Source organism: Achromobacter sp. RW408 (assembly GCF_003184165.1).
GTDB classification, from domain to species: Bacteria; Pseudomonadota; Gammaproteobacteria; order Burkholderiales; family Burkholderiaceae_B; genus Achromobacter; species Achromobacter xylosoxidans.
The window spans coordinates 263,587-280,017 of sequence record NZ_QHHO01000047.1 but is presented as its reverse complement, the minus strand read 5'-3'; the positions used below and the strand labels follow the sequence as shown (position 1 = coordinate 280,017).

The following is a 16,431-nucleotide window of genomic DNA, read 5'->3' as shown; positions in this document are numbered from 1 at the left end:
CCTCAAACCGACCCCGTTTCTTTTGATGCACTGTTACATAAATTCACGGGTATACCCTTAGTATGAAAATGAATTTTCTTATCTAAAATTTGTGTGTAAACAGATTTACATAAACCCCCGCTACGCTCCCCCTCCCACTTTCGATGAACAAGGCCGCACTCACGATTGCTGATCGGATCGCCCGGGCCCAGCCCGCGCTGAGCCGCAAGCAGCACAAGATGGCCGAGTACGTCCTGGCGCACCAGTTCCGCGTGGCCACGATGACCATCGACGAATTCGCGGCGGCGGCGGGGGTGTCGGTGGCGACCGCCAACCGGTTCGCGCGCGCCCTGGACCTGCCAGGCTATCCGCAATTCCGCGCCGAACTGGCGCGTGGCTTCGAAGCCGCGCTGGAGCCGGTCGAGAAGCTGCGCACCGAGCTGGCGCATTCGGCCAGCGCGGTGCAGATCTTCGCCGCCACGCTCGAAGAAGACATCCGCAACGCCCAGCGCAACCTGCAGAGCCTGGACGCCGCCGCCTGTGAACAGGCGGTCCAGGCCATCCTGGCCGCCGACCGCGTCTTCATCATCGGCTTCGGCGCCAGTGGTTTCCTGGCCGGCATGCTGCAGCGCGGCCTGTGCATGCACCTGCATTCGGTCGAGTCGCTGGCCGGTCCGGGCGGCGTATCGCATGCGGCGCGCCAGATGTCGCGCATGACCAGCAAGGATCTGGTCATCGCGATCGGCTTTCCGCGCTACCTGGCCGACACCGTGACCCTGGCGGGCGCCGCCAAGCAGGCCGGCGTGCCGGTGCTGGTGCTGACCGACAAGCCCACCTCGCCGCTGGCGCCGACCGCGTCGGTGGTGCTGTACGCCGTGTCCACGCGCCAGCTGATCCCCAATTCCGAAACCGCCGCGCTGGGCCTGATCGAGGCCCTGTCGGCGGCGGTGGCCTATCGGGCCAAGAATTCCGTCGCGGCCGCCGCTGGGGTGACCCAGTCCGTGATGCCGTGGCTCATCCATGGAGTAGGTAAACGATGATTCAACCCGTGATCGCGATTCACGGTGGCGCCGGCGCGATGTCCCGCGCGGCCATGTCGCCCGAGAAAGAGCAGGAATACCTGAGCGCGCTCGAATCCATCCTGACCGCCGGCCAGGCCGTGCTGGCCCGTGGCGGCAGCGCGTTGGATGCGGTCACCGAAGCCGTGCGCCTCCTGGAAGATTGCCCGCTGTTCAACGCCGGCCATGGCGCCGTGTTCACCAGCGCCGGCACCCATGAGCTGGACGCCGCCATCATGGACGGCGCCACGCTGCGTTCGGGCGCCATCGCCAACGTCAACTGCGTGCGCAACCCGGTGTTCGCCGCGCGCAAGGTCATGGAAACCAGCAAGCACGTGCTGTTCGTGGGCGAGGGCGCCGAAACCTTCGCCAAGGACGCCGGCCTGGAAATCGTCGACCCGTCGTACTTCTCCACCGAGGCGCGCCGCGAGCAGTTGCTGCGCGTGCAGCGCGAAACGCCGGAAGCGGCGGTGCTGGACCACGACGGCCAGGCCATGGTCGCGCGCGGCCAGCCGGCGCCGGCGGATCCGCTGGATTCCGACAAGAAGTTCGGCACCGTGGGCGCCGTGGCGGTGGACGCGCAGGGCAACCTGGCCGCGGCCACCTCCACCGGCGGCATCACCAACAAGCAGGTCGGCCGCGTCGGCGACGCGCCGCTGATCGGCGCCGGCACCTACGCCAGCAACCAGACCTGCGCCGTGTCCACCACGGGCACCGGCGAGATGTTCATCCGCATGGTCGCCGCCTATGACGTGGCGGCCCAGATGGAATATTGCGGCGCGTCGCTGGAAACGGCGGCGAACCGTGTCGTCATGGAAAAACTGCCCACCATCGGCGGCAAGGGCGGCCTGGTGGCCGTCGACGCCAAGGGCAATGTGGCCTTGCCGTTCAACACGGAAGGCATGTACCGCGGTTACGCCCGCGTCGGCGAGAAGCCGGTCACCGCCATCTACCGCTGAGCGGCGGCGGGCTTCGTTTTTGTCAGTTTTGGGGATTACTAGAGATATGGTTGATCGCGCAAACAGCCTGGCGCTGCCGGATAACCGCGTGGTCCAGGTCGACGACCTGACGGTGCGCTTCGTGGGTTCGGAGCGCACGGTCGAAGCCGTGCGCAACCTGTCGTTCCATGTGGACCGGGGCGAGACCCTGGCCATCGTGGGCGAATCGGGTTCGGGCAAGTCGGTGACGTCGCTGGCGCTGATGCGCCTGGTGGAACATGGCGGCGGCCGCATCGCCCAGGGCAGCATGGCCCTGCGCCGGCGCAACGGTTCCGTGATCGACCTGGTTGGCGCCAACCAGCGCACCATGCGCAACGTGCGCGGCGCCGACATGGCGATGATCTTCCAGGAGCCGATGACCTCCCTGAACCCGGTGTTCACGGCCGGCGACCAGATCGCCGAATCGATCCGCGAGCACCAGGGCATGGACGCCGCGGCCTCGCGCGCCGAAGCCCTGCGCATGCTGGAACAGGTGCGCATTCCGGAAGCCAAGTCGGTGCTGGACCGCTACCCGCACCAGTTGTCGGGCGGCATGCGCCAGCGCGTCATGATCGCCATGGCGCTGGCCTGCAAGCCGGCGCTGCTGATCGCCGACGAGCCCACCACCGCGCTGGACGTCACCATCCAGGCGCAGATCCTGCAACTGATCCGTCAGCTGCAGGAAGAAATGCACATGGGCGTGGTGTTCATCACCCACGACATGGGCGTGGTGGCCGAAGTGGCCGATCGCGTGCTGGTCATGTACCGCGGCGACAAGGTCGAGGAAGGCCCGTCGGCGTCGGTGTTCGCCACGCCCCAGCACGCCTATACCAAGGCGTTGCTGTCGGCCGTGCCGAAGCTGGGCGCGATGCAGGGCACCGACCTGCCGGCGCGTTTCCCGCTGTTGCAGGTGGACGGCCGTGCCCAGCCGGTGGCCGAGCCCGGCGCCGCCAGCACCCAGGAAGTGCCGGCCGAGCGTCGCGAGCCCATCCTGAGCGTGCGCAATCTGGTGACGCGCTTCGATCTGCGCGGCGGCATCATGAGCCGCGTGCAGCGCCGCGTGCATGCCGTCGAGAAGGTCAGCTTCGACCTGTACCCGGGCGAGACGCTGTCGCTGGTGGGCGAGTCCGGTTGCGGCAAGTCCACCACCGGCCGCTCGCTGCTGCGCCTGGTCGAAAGCCAGGGCGGCGAGATCCGCTTCGGCGGGCGCGACATCGTGCGCCTGAAGACATCCGAACTGCAATCCCTGCGCCGCGACATCCAGTTCGTGTTCCAGGATCCGTTCGCCTCGCTCGACCCGCGCGTCACGGTCGGTTTCTCGATCATGGAACCGCTGCTGGTGCACGGCGTGGCCAAGGGCAAGGAGGCTGAGCGGCGCGTGGCCGAACTGCTCGAGCGCGTCGGCCTGCCGCCCGAGATGGCGCAGCGCTATCCGCATGAATTCTCCGGCGGCCAGCGCCAGCGCATCTGTATCGCGCGCGCCCTGGCCCTGAACCCCAAGGTCGTGATCGCGGACGAATCGGTGTCGGCGCTGGACGTGTCGATCCAGGCGCAGATCGTCAACCTGCTGATCGACCTGCAGCGCGACATGGGCATTTCGTTCCTGTTCATTTCTCACGACATGGCCGTGGTCGAGCGCGTCAGCCATCGCGTGGCCGTGATGTACCTGGGGCAGATCGTCGAGATCGGCCCGCGCCGGGCCATTTTCGAGAACCCGCAGCACCCGTACACCAAGAAGCTGATGGCGGCCGTGCCGATCGCCGATCCGGCGCGCCGCCACATGAAGCGCACCTTGCTGTCCGATGAAATCCCCAGCCCGATCCGCAAGCTCGGCGACGAGCCGGTGGTGCAACCGCTGGTACAGGTAGGAACCGATCACTTCGTCGCCCGCCATGCGGTCGGCGGAGCGTATTGAGTCAGTTGTCGTACTTGTTTTTCTTCCACCAAACCCCCTAATTCCTCACGGAACCAGGAGTTGCAATGATGAAAGTTCTGCGCCCCACCAAGCTGATGGCCGCCGCCGCGGTGGCCTTCGGCGTGCTCACCTCGCCGCTGGCGCATGCTGCCAAGGACGTGACGTTTGCCGTCTCCATCGCGCTGGAAACGCTCGATCCGTACAACACCAACAGCACGCTGAACCAGGCGGCCGGCAAGGCCTACTACGAAGGCCTGTTCGAGTTCGACAAGGACCTGAAGGTCCAGAAGGTGCTGGCCACCGACTACACCGTCAGCGAAGACGGCCTGGTGTACACCTTCAAGCTGCGCGATGGCGTCAAGTTCCATGACGGCACGCCGTTCAACGCCGAAGCCGTCAAGATCAACTTCGACCGTCCGGCCAACCCCGACAACCGCCTGTCGCGCTACATCCAGTTCAGCGTCATCGAGAAGACCGAAGTGGTCGACCCGCTGACCGTCAAGATCACGCTGAAGAAGCCGTTCTCGGCCTTCATCAACGCGCTGGCCCACCCGGCCGCCATGATGATCTCGCCGGCCGCCCTGGCCAAGTACGGCAAGGAAATCGGCTTCCACCCGGTCGGCACCGGCCCGTTCGAATTCGTCGAATGGAAACCGGCCGAATACCTGAAGGTCAAGAAGTTCGACGGTTACTGGAAGAAGGGCTACCCGAAGGTCGACACCCTGACCTTCCGCACCGTGACCGACAACAACACCCGCGCCGCCGTGGTGCAGACGGGCGAAGCGCAATTCGCTTTCCCGGTGCCGTTCGAGCAGGCCGCCGTGCTGTCCAAGAACGACAAGCTGGATGTGGTCGACCACAAGAACTCGATCATGGCCCGCTACCTGTCGATGAACACGCAGCAAAAGCCGTTCGACAACGTCAAGGTGCGTGAAGCCATCAACTACGCCATCAACAAGGAAGCCCTGGCCAAGGTCGCTTTCTCGGGCTACGCCACCATCGTCGATGGCGTCGTGCCGCAAGGCGTGGACTTCGCCCACAAGACCGGCCCGTGGCCGTACGACATCAAGAAGGCCAAGGCCCTGCTGGCCGAAGCCGGCTACCCCAACGGCTTCGAAAGCCAGCTCTGGTCCGCCTACAACGACGGCACCTCGGTGAAGGTGGTGCAGTTCCTGCAGCAGCAACTGGCGCAAGTCGGCATCAAGGTGTCGGTGGAAGTGCTGGAATCGGGCCAGCGCGTGCAGCGCGTGCAACAGGTGCAAAAGCCTGAAGACGCCAAGGTCCGCATGTACTACGCCGGCTGGTCGTCCTCGACCGGCGAAGCCGACTGGGGCCTGCGTCCGCTGCTGACCACCGCGGCTTTCCCGCCGGTGCTCAACAACGTGTCGTACTACTCGAACAAGTCGGTTGACGACGGCATCCAGCAAGCCCTGGCCACGACCGACCGCGCCAAGAAGACCGAGATCTACAAGAACGTTCAGGAAACCATCTGGAAGGACGCCCCGTGGGCCTTCCTGGTGACCCAGAACAACCTGTACGTCAAGTCGAAGAACCTGTCGGGCGTGTACGTGGAACCGGACACCTCGTTCTGGTTCGGCGACATCGACCTGAAGCAGTAATCGCGCGGCGGTAACTCACGGGGCCGTTCGGCCCCTTGCAAGGCCACATACGGCGGGGACGCGGTGTCCCCGCCGATGTTGCAGGAATTTCAATGCTGACCTACATCGTCAAACGTCTTTTGGGCATGATCCCCACGCTGCTGCTGGTGGCCGTGGTCGTGTTCCTGTTTGTGCACATGCTTCCGGGCGACCCGGCGCGACTGGCCGCGGGCCAGGAGGCCGACCAGCAGACCGTCGAACTGGTGCGCAAGGAACTGGGGCTGGATCTGCCCCTGCCGCAGCAATTCGTGCGCTACTTCAGCCACATGCTGCAAGGCGACCTGGGTACCTCGCTGCGTACCAAGCGTCCCGTCTCGACCGAAATCGCCGATCGCTTCATGCCCACGCTGTGGCTGACCATCGCGAGCATGGTCTGGTCCGTCACCTTCGGCATGATCATCGGCATCGTGTCGGCCGTGTGGCGCAACCGCTGGCCCGACCGCCTCGGCATGACGCTGGCGGTGTCCGGCATCTCGTTCCCCGCGTTCGCGCTGGGCATGATGCTGATGCAGATCTTCTCCGTGAACCTGGGCTGGCTGCCGACCGTGGGCGCCTCCAGCTGGAAACACTACATCCTGCCGTCCATCACGCTGGGCGCGGCCGTGGCCGCGGTGATGGCGCGCTTCACCCGCGCGTCCTTCGTCGAAGTGGTGCAGGAAGACTTCGTGCGCACCGCCCGGGCCAAGGGCCTGAGCGAGCGCCGCGTGGTCATCAAGCACGCGCTGCGCAACGCGCTGATTCCTGTCGTCACCATGATGGGCCTGCAGTTCGGCTTCCTGCTGGGCGGCTCGATCGTGGTCGAGACGGTGTTCAACTGGCCCGGCCTCGGCCGCCTGCTGGTCGACGCCGTGACCCAGCGCGACTATCCGGTGATCCAGGGCCTGGTGCTGCTGTTCTCGCTGGAATTCATCCTGATCAACCTGATTGTCGACGTGCTCTACGGCGTCATCAATCCCAGCATCCGTTACAAGTGAGGCGGCCATGAGCAATACGACACCCGCCGCAACCGTTGCCACCGCCGTGCCCAAGAACGACGTGCGCACGCCCGCCACCGAGTTCTGGCGCAAATTCAAGAAGCAGAAGCTGGCCGTGGGCGCCGGCGTCTTTGTCCTGCTGCTGGTCGTGGTGGCGATCCTCGCCCCCTGGATCGTGCCGTTCGACCCGGAGAACTTCTTCGACTACGACGCGCTCAACGCCGGTCCGTCCTGGACGCACTGGCTGGGCGTGGACTCGCTCGGCCGCGACATCTTCAGCCGCATCATCATGGGCGCGCGCATCTCGCTGGCCGCCGGCTTCCTGTCGGTCGCCATGGGCGCCATCGTCGGCACCTTCATGGGCCTGATGGCCGGCTACTACGAAGGCTGGTGGGAACGCATCACGATGCGTATCTCCGACGTGCTGCTGGCGTTCCCCGGCATGCTGCTGGCCATCGGCGTGGTCGCGATCCTGGGTTCGAGCATGGTCAACGTGATCGTGGCCGTGGCCGTGTTCAGCGTGCCGGCGTTCGCCCGCCTGGTGCGCGGCAACACGCTGTCGATCAAGCAGATGACCTACGTCGAAGCGGTCAAGAGCGTGGGCGCGTCCGACTGGACCATCATCATGCGCCACATCCTGCCCGGCACGATCTCGCCGATCGTGGTGTACGGCACGATGCGTATCGGCACCTCGATCATCACCGCGGCCAGCCTGTCGTTCCTGGGCATGGGCGCTTCGCCCCCCACGCCGGAGTGGGGCGCGATGCTGAACGAGGCGCGTGCCGACATGGTGATCGCCCCGCATGTGGCGATCTTCCCGGCGCTGGCGATCTTCCTGACCGTGCTGGCGTTCAACCTGCTGGGCGACGGCCTGCGCGACGCGCTCGATCCCAAGATCGACCGCAAGTAACCGCCAAGCGGATGATGGCCGCCGCGCCGGCCGCCCTTCGGGGCGCGGCGCGCCCCATCGATCCCCTTGCCGCCGCCCGCGTCCGGGCGCCCGCCTCGCGGCGCGCGCCACGGTCGCGCGGGACGGCGGCATTTTGCATTCTGGAGCGTGGCGACACGCAGCGACAAGCATGGAAAAACAAGCGTTCGACCAACCCCGCATCGGCAAGCTGGACGCCGGCCCGCTCGATTCGATCTGCGACGTGGGCGACATCAGCGTCGGCCACTGCACGCTGGACGATGGCGCGCTGCAGACCGGCGTGACCGTGCTGCGTCCGCACGGCGGCAACCCGTTCCTGGACAAGGTGCCGGCGGCCGCCACGGTGCTGAACGGCTTCGGCAAGAGCACCGGCCTGGTCCAGGTGCAGGAACTGGGCGTGCTGGAAACGCCGATCGCGCTGACCAACACCTTCGGCGTGGGCACCGTGGCCAACGCCCAGATCCGCGCGGCGGTGGCGGCCACGCCCGAGATCGGCCGCGGCATGTCGACGGTCAATCCGCTGGTCTTCGAATGCAACGACGGCTACCTGAATGACATCCAGGCCATGGCGGTGCAGGAGTCGCACTACGCCCAGGCGCTGGCCGCCGCGGACAAGCGCATGGCGCAGGGCGCGGTCGGCGCCGGCCGCGGCATGTCGTGCTTTTCCTTCAAGGGCGGCATCGGCTCAGCCTCGCGCGTGGCCTCGATTCAGCCGGGCCTGCGCCATACCGTGGGCGCGCTGGTGCTGGCCAATTTTGGCCGCCTGCCCAACCTGACGGTGGCGGGCCGGCCCTTTGGCCGGCGGCTGGCGGACCAGTTGGACCGCGGCCTGGCGCAGGCCGGCGAGAACGCCGCCATCGTGCCGGAGAAGGGGTCTATCATCCTGCTGGTGGCCACCGACGCGCCGCTCGACGCGCGCCAGCTGCGCCGCCTGTCGCTGCGCGCCGGCGCCGGCCTGGCCCGCACCGGCTCGGTGTTCGGCCATGGCAGCGGCGACATCGCGCTGGCGTTCTCCACCGCATACACCGTGCCGCAACAGGCCGAGCGGCCGATGCCGGCCATCGCCATGCTGCACGAGACCCGCATCGATCCGCTGTTCGAGGCGGCGGCCGAGGCCTGCGAGCAGGCCATTATCGCCGCGCTGTGGCAGGCCGAGGGCGTGCGCGGCCGCGACGGCCATCACCGCGCCGCCATCCGCGAGGCCGCGCCCGACTGGCGCCAATGGCTGGCCGACACCGAATTCTGAATCCTACGAAGGCACACTCCATGAAGATCCTGATTTCCACCGATATCGAAGGCGTCGCCGGCGTCTTCCACGCCGAACAAGTGCGCGCCGGCAACGGCGAATACGAGCGCGCCCGCGCCTGGATGACGGCCGAGGCCAACGCCGCCGTGCAGGGCGCCATCGCCGGCGGCGCCGAAGAGATCCTGGTCAACGATTCGCACGGCGGTTTCCGCAACCTGCTGCCGGACGGCATCGACGAACGCGCCCGCCTGGTGCTGGGCAAGCCGCGCTACCTGGGCATGATGGGCGGCCTGGAAGAGGGCTGCGACGCCGTCTTCATGATCGGCTACCACTCGCGCTCGCAGGGCCGCGGCATCCTGGCGCACACCATCAACAGCTTCGCCTTCGCGCGCGTCTTCATCAACGGCATGGAACTGGGCGAGGCCGGCCTGTACGGCGCGCTGGCCGGTGAAATGGGCGTGCCCGTCATCCTGGCCACCGGCGACGACGTGTTCATCGCCGAGACCACCGACCTGTTCCCCGGCGCCCAGTGGGTGCAGACCAAGGTGGCGCATGGCCAGGGCAGCGGCGTGACGCTGTCGCCGGCGGCCTCGCGCCGCGCGATCGCCGCCGCTGCGGAGACCGCCGTGCGTAATGTGAAGAAGGCGGTTCCGTTCCGCATCCCCGCCCCTATAGAATGCCGGTTGCAGGCGCAGTCGTCGGCCCTGGCCGACCTGTTCTGCATGTGGCCCACGCTGGAGCGCGTGGACGGCGTGACGCTGCGGTTCACCACGGACAGCATGCAGGCCGCCATCCGCACCCTGAACAGCCTGGCCGCCATGTCCTTCATGTTGCGCTAAGGAAACCCATGTCCAGCACCGACACCCGTATCGCCCAACTGCGGCAGGCCATGCGCCGCCGCGGCCTGTCCGCCTATATCGTGCCGTCCTCGGATCCGCACCTGTCCGAGTACCTGCCGGCGCGCTGGCAGGGCCGGCGCTGGCTGTCGGGCTTCACGGGCTCGGTGGGCACGCTGGTCGTGACGGCCGATTTCGCCGGGTTGTGGGTCGACAGCCGCTATTGGGTGCAGGCCGAGGCGCAACTGGCCGGCACCGGCGTGCAGCTGATGAAGATCGCCGTCGCCACCACCCCGGCCCATGTGGACTGGCTGGCCGCCAACACCCGCGCCGGCGACGTCATCGGCGTCGATGGGCAGGTGCTGGGCCTGGCCGCGTTCCGCGCGCTGTCGGCGGCCGCCGCCGCATCGGGCGCGACGCTGGAAATCCGCGCCGACCTGCTGGACGGCATCTGGACGGACCGCGCCGGCCTGCCGTCGGCCGCGATCTACGAACACGTGGCGCCGCAGGCCTGTGTCGCGCGCGCCGACAAGCTGGCCCAGGTGCGCGCCGCCATGCGCGCCCACGGCGCCGACGTGCATTTCATCAGCACGCTCGATGACATCGCCTGGCTCCTGAACCTGCGCGGCGCCGACGTCGACTACAACCCGGTGTTCGTCGGCCACGCCCTGATCGGCCTGGACCACGCCACGCTGTTCGTGGCCGACGGCAAGATCGACGCCGCGCTGCGCGCCACGCTGGCCGCCGATGGCGTCGAAGTGGCCGATTACGCCCAGGCCGCCGACGCGCTGGCCTCGCTGGAACTGGACCAGAAGCTGCTGATCGACCCGGCCCGCGTCACCTGCGGCGTGTTCCACGCGATGGACCCCGCCGTGCCGCGTGTCGAGGCCATCAACCCGTCCACGCTGCTCAAGTCGCGCAAGACCGACGCCGAGCTGGCCAACGTGCGCCACGCCATGGCGCAGGACGGCGCCGCCCTGTGCGAGTTCTTCGCCTGGTTCGAAGGCGCGCTGGGCAACCAGCGCATCACCGAGCTGACCATCGACGAGCAGATCACCGCCGCCCGCGCGCGCCGCCCGGATTACGTCTGCCCCAGCTTCGCCACCATCGCCGGCTTCAACGCCAACGGCGCCATGCCGCACTACCGCGCCACGGCCGAGTCGCACGCCACCATCGAGGGCGACGGCCTGTTGCTGATCGACTCGGGCGGCCAGTACCTGGGCGGCACCACCGACATCACCCGCGTGGTCGCGGTGGGCGCGCCCAGTGCCGACCAGAAGGTCGACTTCACGCTGGTGCTCAAGGGCATGATCGCGCTGTCGCGCGCCTCGTTCCCGCGCGGCACGCCGTCGCCGATGCTGGACGCCATCGCGCGCGCCCCGATCTGGGAAGGTGGCGCCGAATATGGCCACGGCACCGGCCACGGCGTGGGCTATTTCCTGAACGTGCACGAAGGTCCGCAGGTCATCTCCTACCGCGCGGCCCCCGGCCCGCACACGGCGATGGAACCGGGCATGATCACCTCCAACGAACCGGGCATCTACCGCCCGGGCCGCTGGGGCGTGCGCATCGAGAACCTGGTGGCCAACCGCGCCTGGCTGACGTCCGAACTGGGCGAGTTCCTGTGTTTCGAGACGCTGACGCTGTGCCCGATCGACACGCGCTGCATCGAACCGTCGCTGCTGCGCGCGGATGAAATCGCGTGGCTGAACGACTATCACAAGACCGTGTTCGAGCGCCTGTCGCCGCTGGTGGAAGGCGAGGCCCTGGCTTGGCTGGAGCGGCGCACCGCGGCCATCTGATCGTCGTTTCCGACCATGGAAAAAGGCCCCTCGGGGCCTTTTTCCATGGCATGCGCGCCATCGCGCGGCGCTCACGCTCAGGCCGAGGCGCTCTCCGGCGGCGTCCGGCGGCGGTAGAACAGCCGGGCGCCGAGATAGCAGCTCAGCGCCAGCAGCACGCTGTAGATCAGCACCGACACCACCGAGGTCGTGTACGACGCGGCCGCGCGCATCAGCTGGCTCCAGGTCATGGTCCAGATGATCAAAAGCGCCAGGCCGATTCCCAGCGCCTGGGTCAGCCAGAAGGCGAAGGTGCCGTGGGCGATGGCGCGGCCCATGCCGGCCGCGCCCAGTGCTTGCGGCAGGCTGCGCAGGCAGACCCATGCGGCCAGCGCCAGCAGCAACGCGGGCACTATCCAGTAGCCGATCGCGTGTTCCAGCATGCCGGCCGATCCCGCATCGCCCATGAAGTACAGGCCGATCACCAGCGCGATGTGCAACTGCCACAGCAGCAGCGTCAGCGCGGCGATCCACGCGGCGTGGCGCCGCTGCAGGAACGGCACCTGCGTGGCGGCGACGGGCGTGACGCTCCAGGCCGCGATGCGCACCGCCAGCCAGCTGCCCAGGATGGTGAGCAGGATGGCGCACAGCTTGGGCGGCAGGGCCATCAGCAGCATGCGGCGGGTGCCGTAATAGCCGAAGGCCTGGTCCACCCATTCCTTGTGCCTGACGATGAGCGCGTAGAAGCCGTGATTCAGCAACGCCAGGCCGGTCGAGATCAGCACGAACAGCACCAGCGAGACCACCAGCAGCACGGCCACCATCCGGCCCGGGCGGTCGACGCCGCCCGCGTTGTGCCGGCGCAGCCAGCGCTGCGTGGCGCCCCAGGTGGTCAGGCCGACCAGGATGCAGCCGGCGACGATGTTCACGACCGTGCTCGCCACCATGTCGGGCCGGGCAAACGCCTCGCGCGTCAGCGCGGCCAGCGGTCCGGCGCTTATCAGGTAGAGCTGGACCAGGATGGCGCCCAGCAGCTGTAGGCCGACGGCGGCCGTGGTCAGGCGCCTGGCCAGCGCGTTCGGGTGTGCGGTCGGAAGGTTCATCGGCAGGGGGCCTAGGGACGAGAAAATCGGGGACGACCATAGCATGAAGGTCGCCGCCACGGCATTTCGGTCTTCGGCGCGAGTGCAGCCAAATGTTACGCCTGGCCCGCTAGGGGAAAACCCAGACAAGTTCCGCCTCCCGGCTATAATCCAAATTTCCCGCACGCGCCCGCTCGTCCCGGGCGCTTATTACGATGACCAAATACGTATTTGTCACCGGCGGAGTGGTGTCTTCCCTGGGCAAGGGCATCGCCGCTGCGTCGCTTGCCGCCATCCTCGAGTCGCGTGGTCTGCAGGTCACCATGCTCAAGCTCGATCCCTACATCAACGTCGATCCGGGCACCATGAGCCCGTTCCAGCATGGTGAGGTGTTCGTCACGGAAGACGGCGCCGAAACCGACCTGGACCTGGGCCACTACGAGCGTTTCGTGTCCGCCCGCATGCACAAGGTGAACAACTTCACCACCGGGCAGATCTACGAATCGGTGCTGCGCAAGGAGCGCCGTGGCGACTACCTGGGCAAGACCGTCCAGGTCATCCCGCACATCACCAACGAGATCCAGGACTTCATCGCCCGTGGCGCCGACGCCGCCTGGAATGGCAACACCGACGTCGCCATCGTCGAGATCGGCGGCACCGTGGGCGACATCGAATCGCTGCCCTTCCTGGAAGCCGCGCGCCAGATGAGCCTGCGCATGGGCCGCAACAACGCCGCCTTCGTGCACCTGACGCTGGTGCCGTTCATCGCATCCGCTGGCGAACTCAAGACCAAGCCGACCCAGCACTCGGTGCAGAAGCTGCGCGAAATCGGCATCTACCCGAACGCGCTGCTGTGCCGCGCCGACCGTCCCATCCCGGACGACGAACGCGCCAAGATCTCGATGTTCTCCAACGTCCCCCTGGATGCCGTGATCTCGGTGTGGGACGCCGACTCGATCTACAAGATCCCGGCCATGCTGCACAAGCAGGGCGTGGACAACATCGTCTGCGAAGCGCTGGGCCTGACCCCGCCGCCGGCCGACCTGTCCATGTGGGACAACCTGGTCGATGCGCTCGAACACCCCGAGCATCAGCTCACCATCGGCATGGTCGGCAAGTACGTCGACCTGACCGAGTCGTACAAGTCGCTGACCGAAGCCCTGGTGCACGCCGGCATCCACACGCGCTCGAAGATCAACATCGAGTACATCGATTCCGAAGACATCGAAACCCGCGGCACCGACCAGCTCAAGCACCTGGACGCCATCCTGGTGCCGGGCGGCTTCGGCAAGCGCGGCACCGAAGGCAAGATCGCCGCGATCCGCTACGCCCGTGAAAACGGCGTGCCGTACCTGGGCATCTGCCTGGGCATGCAGCTGGCCGTGATCGAGTTCGCCCGCCACGTGGCCGGCCTGGGCGGCGCCAACAGCACCGAGTTCGATCCGTCGGCGCCGCATCCCGTGGTGGCCCTGATCACCGAATGGATGGACCGCGAAGGCAAGGTCGAGAAGCGCGACAACTCGTCCGACCTGGGCGGCACCATGCGCAAGGGCGCGCAACGCGTGCCGATCAAGCCGGGCACCCGCGCCCAGTCGATCTACGGCGACGAGGTCAACGAACGCCATCGCCATCGTTACGAAGTCAACAACGTCTACGTGCCGCGCCTGGAAGAGGCCGGCATGGTGATCAGCGCGCGCACCCCGACCGAGAACCTGCCGGAAATCATGGAACTGCCCGACCATCCCTGGTTCGTCGGCGTCCAGTTCCACCCGGAGTTCACGTCGACCCCGCGCGACGGCCACCCGCTGTTCTCCAGCTACATCCGCGCCGCCATCGAGCAGAAGGCTCGCCGCGGCCAGGGGGCGTAATGCAGGCCGGCGGCACCGAGCCGCGCATCTGCGCCGCCCGGGCCGCCGGCCTTGTTCCCGCCGTCGCTCCTGGCGGACAATGCGCCGCGGCCCCGCGCCGCTGCGCTGCTTTCGGATACAACCACTTAGCATCGGACAGGCACGGCGCGACCGTGTTGCGCGACACTGCCTGTGTCATGCGGTCCGGCGCCGCGACCCCATCAACGCAACTGCCCTGAAGGAACCCCATGAGTGCCTATCTCATCGCCGACGTCACAGTGACCAAGCCCGCGCAGTACGAGGATTACAAGCGTCTGTCCACGCTCGCCATGCGCGCGTACGATGCCAAGATCCTGGTGCGCGGCGGCGAATCCCGGCACCTCGAGGGGCGTGAGCCCGGCCGCACCGTCGTCATGGAGTTTCCGTCCATGGCCGCGGCCCAGGCCTTCTACGACTCCTGGCAGTACCGACGCGCCCGCAATGCCCGCGAAGGCGCGGCCGTGATGAATATGTTTATCGTTCAGGGAATGTAAAGTCATGAGTGCAATTGTCGATATCATCGGCCGCGAGATCCTGGATTCGCGCGGCAACCCGACCGTCGAATGTGACGTGTTGCTGGAGTCCGGCGCCATGGGCCGCGCGGCCGTGCCGTCGGGCGCGTCCACCGGCGCCCGCGAAGCCATCGAGCTGCGCGACGGCGACAAGGGCCGCTATCTCGGCAAGGGCGTGCTGCGCGCCGTCGAGAACCTCAATACCGAAATCTCGGAAGCGCTGATGGGCCTGGACGCCCAGGAGCAGACCTTCGTCGATCGCACCCTGATCGAGCTGGACGGCACCGAGTCCAAGGAACGCCTGGGCGCCAACGCCATCCTGGCCGCCTCGATGGCCGTGGCCCGCGCCGCCGCCGACGAGTCCGGCCTGTCGCTGTACCGCTATTTCGGCGGCAGCGGCCCCATGAGCATGCCCGTGCCGATGATGAACGTCATCAACGGCGGCGCGCACGCCAACAACACCCTCGACCTGCAGGAACTGATGATCCTGCCGGTGGGCGCGGGCAGCTTCCGCGAGGCCCTGCGCTGGGGCGCCGAAGTCTTCCACATGCTCAAGAAGCTGATCCACGGCCAGGGCATGTCCACCGCGGTGGGCGACGAGGGCGGTTTCGCCCCCAACGTGGCCAGCCATGAAGCCGCGATCCAGCTGATCCTGAAGGCCATCACCGAAGCCGGCTACGAGCCGGGCACGCAGATCGCCCTGGGCCTGGACTGCGCCAGCTCCGAGTTCTACCGCGACGGCAAGTACACCCTGGCCGGCGAAGGCGGCATCTCGCTGTCCTCGCAGGAATTCACCAACCTGCTGGCCACCTGGTGCGACAAGTACCCGATCATCTCGATCGAGGACGGCATGGCCGAAAACGACTGGGAAGGCTGGAAGCTGCTGACCGACCAGCTCGGCAAGAAGGTGCAGCTGGTGGGCGACGACCTGTTCGTCACCAACACCAAGATCCTGCGCGAAGGCATCCAGAAGGGCGTGGCCAACTCGATCCTCATCAAGATCAACCAGATCGGCACCCTGACCGAGACCTTCGCCGCCATCGAAATGGCCAAGCGCGCCGGCTACACCGCCGTCGTTTCGCACCGTTCGGGCGAAACCGAGGACTCGACCATCGCCGACATCGCCGTGGCCACCAATGCCATGCAGATCAAGACCGGCTCGCTGTCGCGTTCGGACCGCATGGCCAAGTACAACCAGCTGCTGCGCATCGAGGAAGAACTGGCCGAAGTGGCGTCGTACCCCGGTCTGGAAGCCTTCTACAACTTGCGTTAACGTAAGCGGGCCGCGGCACGCGCCGCGGCCCTGTTAGCGCCACGACTGCTGAGGGTTCCCGCGTATGCGCCTGTTGTTCCTGGTGCTGTTCGTGCTGGTAGGGCTGATCCAATACCCGCTTTGGCTGGGGAAGGGCGGCTGGTTCAAGGTCTGGGACCTGCAACGCCAGGTGGCGGCGCAGCGCGAGACCAACGAAGGCCTGCGCGCGCGCAACGCCGCGCTGGAAGCCGAAGTCCGCGACCTGGACAACGGTTCCGGCGCCATCGAGGAACGGGCCCGGGGCGAACTGGGCATGATGCGCGAAGGCGAAGTCTTCGTGCATATCC

14 protein-coding genes are annotated in these 16,431 nt (G+C 67.1%); 13 read left to right on the top strand and 1 reads right to left on the bottom strand.

The features are described from left to right. The first annotated feature begins 143 nt into the window (after positions 1-143). The 9 genes from DK459_RS17450 (at position 144) to DK459_RS17410 (ending at position 11,373) form a co-directional block, all read left to right on the top strand. Positions 144-1,019: a MurR/RpiR family transcriptional regulator gene (locus tag DK459_RS17450; protein ID WP_006389333.1), complete on the top strand. Its 876-nt coding sequence runs from the start codon at positions 144-146 to the stop codon at positions 1,017-1,019. Next, the gene (locus DK459_RS17445; RefSeq protein ID WP_024068129.1) at positions 1,016-1,996 is read left to right on the top strand and encodes an isoaspartyl peptidase/L-asparaginase family protein; all 981 of its coding nucleotides are present in this window, start codon (positions 1,016-1,018) and stop codon (positions 1,994-1,996) included. The genes DK459_RS17450 and DK459_RS17445 overlap by 4 nt, the downstream gene beginning before the upstream one ends. A 46-nt stretch (positions 1,997-2,042) precedes the next feature. Next, a complete protein-coding gene (locus DK459_RS17440) occupies positions 2,043-3,929 on the top strand; it encodes a dipeptide ABC transporter ATP-binding protein (RefSeq protein WP_024068130.1) in 1,887 nt (628 codons plus the stop codon). 65 nt (positions 3,930-3,994) lie between these two features. Beyond that, on the top strand, positions 3,995-5,548 hold the full coding sequence (gsiB, locus tag DK459_RS17435; RefSeq protein ID WP_006389336.1) for a glutathione ABC transporter substrate-binding protein GsiB: 1,554 nt from the start codon (positions 3,995-3,997) through the stop codon (positions 5,546-5,548). Between the two features lie 92 nt (positions 5,549-5,640). Further along, entirely contained in the window at positions 5,641-6,561 is a 921-nt protein-coding gene (gsiC, locus tag DK459_RS17430; RefSeq protein ID WP_006389337.1) for a glutathione ABC transporter permease GsiC, read from the top strand. A 7-nt stretch (positions 6,562-6,568) separates the two neighbouring features. Continuing rightward, entirely contained in the window at positions 6,569-7,471 is a 903-nt protein-coding gene (gene gsiD, locus DK459_RS17425; RefSeq protein ID WP_006389338.1) for a glutathione ABC transporter permease GsiD, read from the top strand. Between the two features lie 169 nt (positions 7,472-7,640). Then, the gene (locus DK459_RS17420) at positions 7,641-8,735 is read left to right on the top strand and encodes a P1 family peptidase (RefSeq protein WP_006389339.1); all 1,095 of its coding nucleotides are present in this window, start codon (positions 7,641-7,643) and stop codon (positions 8,733-8,735) included. Positions 8,736-8,755: 20 nt separating this feature from the next. Continuing rightward, a complete protein-coding gene (locus tag DK459_RS17415; RefSeq protein ID WP_053498720.1) occupies positions 8,756-9,574 on the top strand; it encodes a M55 family metallopeptidase in 819 nt (272 codons plus the stop codon). Positions 9,575-9,582: 8 nt separating this feature from the next. Then, positions 9,583-11,373: an aminopeptidase P family protein gene (locus tag DK459_RS17410; RefSeq protein ID WP_110134942.1), complete on the top strand. Its 1,791-nt coding sequence runs from the start codon at positions 9,583-9,585 to the stop codon at positions 11,371-11,373. 77 nt (positions 11,374-11,450) lie between these two features. Here DK459_RS17410 and DK459_RS17405 read toward each other — a convergent pair whose 3' ends face one another. Next, positions 11,451-12,455, bottom strand: coding sequence for a hypothetical protein (locus tag DK459_RS17405; protein ID WP_110134941.1), 1,005 nt, complete (start codon positions 12,453-12,455; stop codon positions 11,451-11,453). 194 nt (positions 12,456-12,649) lie between these two features. Between DK459_RS17405 and DK459_RS17400 the strand changes: the two genes are divergently transcribed. The 4 genes from DK459_RS17400 to ftsB form a co-directional block, all read left to right on the top strand. Then, positions 12,650-14,302 carry a CTP synthase gene (locus DK459_RS17400; RefSeq protein ID WP_006389343.1) on the top strand — a complete coding sequence of 551 codons (1,653 nt, stop codon included), beginning with the start codon at positions 12,650-12,652 and terminating at the stop codon, positions 14,300-14,302. Positions 14,303-14,529: 227 nt separating this feature from the next. After that, on the top strand, positions 14,530-14,814 hold the full coding sequence (locus DK459_RS17395; RefSeq protein WP_006389344.1) for a DUF1330 domain-containing protein: 285 nt from the start codon (positions 14,530-14,532) through the stop codon (positions 14,812-14,814). Positions 14,815-14,818: 4 nt separating this feature from the next. After that, positions 14,819-16,105: a phosphopyruvate hydratase gene (eno, locus tag DK459_RS17390; protein ID WP_006389345.1), complete on the top strand. Its 1,287-nt coding sequence runs from the start codon at positions 14,819-14,821 to the stop codon at positions 16,103-16,105. A gap of 64 nt (positions 16,106-16,169) precedes the next feature. Next, positions 16,170-16,431: cell division protein FtsB (ftsB, locus tag DK459_RS17385; protein ID WP_233256818.1), on the top strand; the 262-nt coding region annotated here is incomplete at its 3' end.

Coding starts and splice junctions, on each gene's coding strand:
- DK459_RS17450 (WP_006389333.1), top strand. CDS start 144: ATGAACAAGGCCGCACTCACGATTGCTGATCGGATCGCCCGGGCCCAG.
- DK459_RS17445 (WP_024068129.1), top strand. CDS start 1,016: ATGATTCAACCCGTGATCGCGATTCACGGTGGCGCCGGCGCGATGTCC.
- DK459_RS17440 (WP_024068130.1), top strand. CDS start 2,043: ATGGTTGATCGCGCAAACAGCCTGGCGCTGCCGGATAACCGCGTGGTC.
- gsiB (WP_006389336.1), top strand. CDS start 3,995: ATGATGAAAGTTCTGCGCCCCACCAAGCTGATGGCCGCCGCCGCGGTG.
- gsiC (WP_006389337.1), top strand. CDS start 5,641: ATGCTGACCTACATCGTCAAACGTCTTTTGGGCATGATCCCCACGCTG.
- gsiD (WP_006389338.1), top strand. CDS start 6,569: ATGAGCAATACGACACCCGCCGCAACCGTTGCCACCGCCGTGCCCAAG.
- DK459_RS17420 (WP_006389339.1), top strand. CDS start 7,641: ATGGAAAAACAAGCGTTCGACCAACCCCGCATCGGCAAGCTGGACGCC.
- DK459_RS17415 (WP_053498720.1), top strand. CDS start 8,756: ATGAAGATCCTGATTTCCACCGATATCGAAGGCGTCGCCGGCGTCTTC.
- DK459_RS17410 (WP_110134942.1), top strand. CDS start 9,583: ATGTCCAGCACCGACACCCGTATCGCCCAACTGCGGCAGGCCATGCGC.
- DK459_RS17405 (WP_110134941.1), bottom strand. CDS start 12,455: ATGAACCTTCCGACCGCACACCCGAACGCGCTGGCCAGGCGCCTGACC.
- DK459_RS17400 (WP_006389343.1), top strand. CDS start 12,650: ATGACCAAATACGTATTTGTCACCGGCGGAGTGGTGTCTTCCCTGGGC.
- DK459_RS17395 (WP_006389344.1), top strand. CDS start 14,530: ATGAGTGCCTATCTCATCGCCGACGTCACAGTGACCAAGCCCGCGCAG.
- eno (WP_006389345.1), top strand. CDS start 14,819: ATGAGTGCAATTGTCGATATCATCGGCCGCGAGATCCTGGATTCGCGC.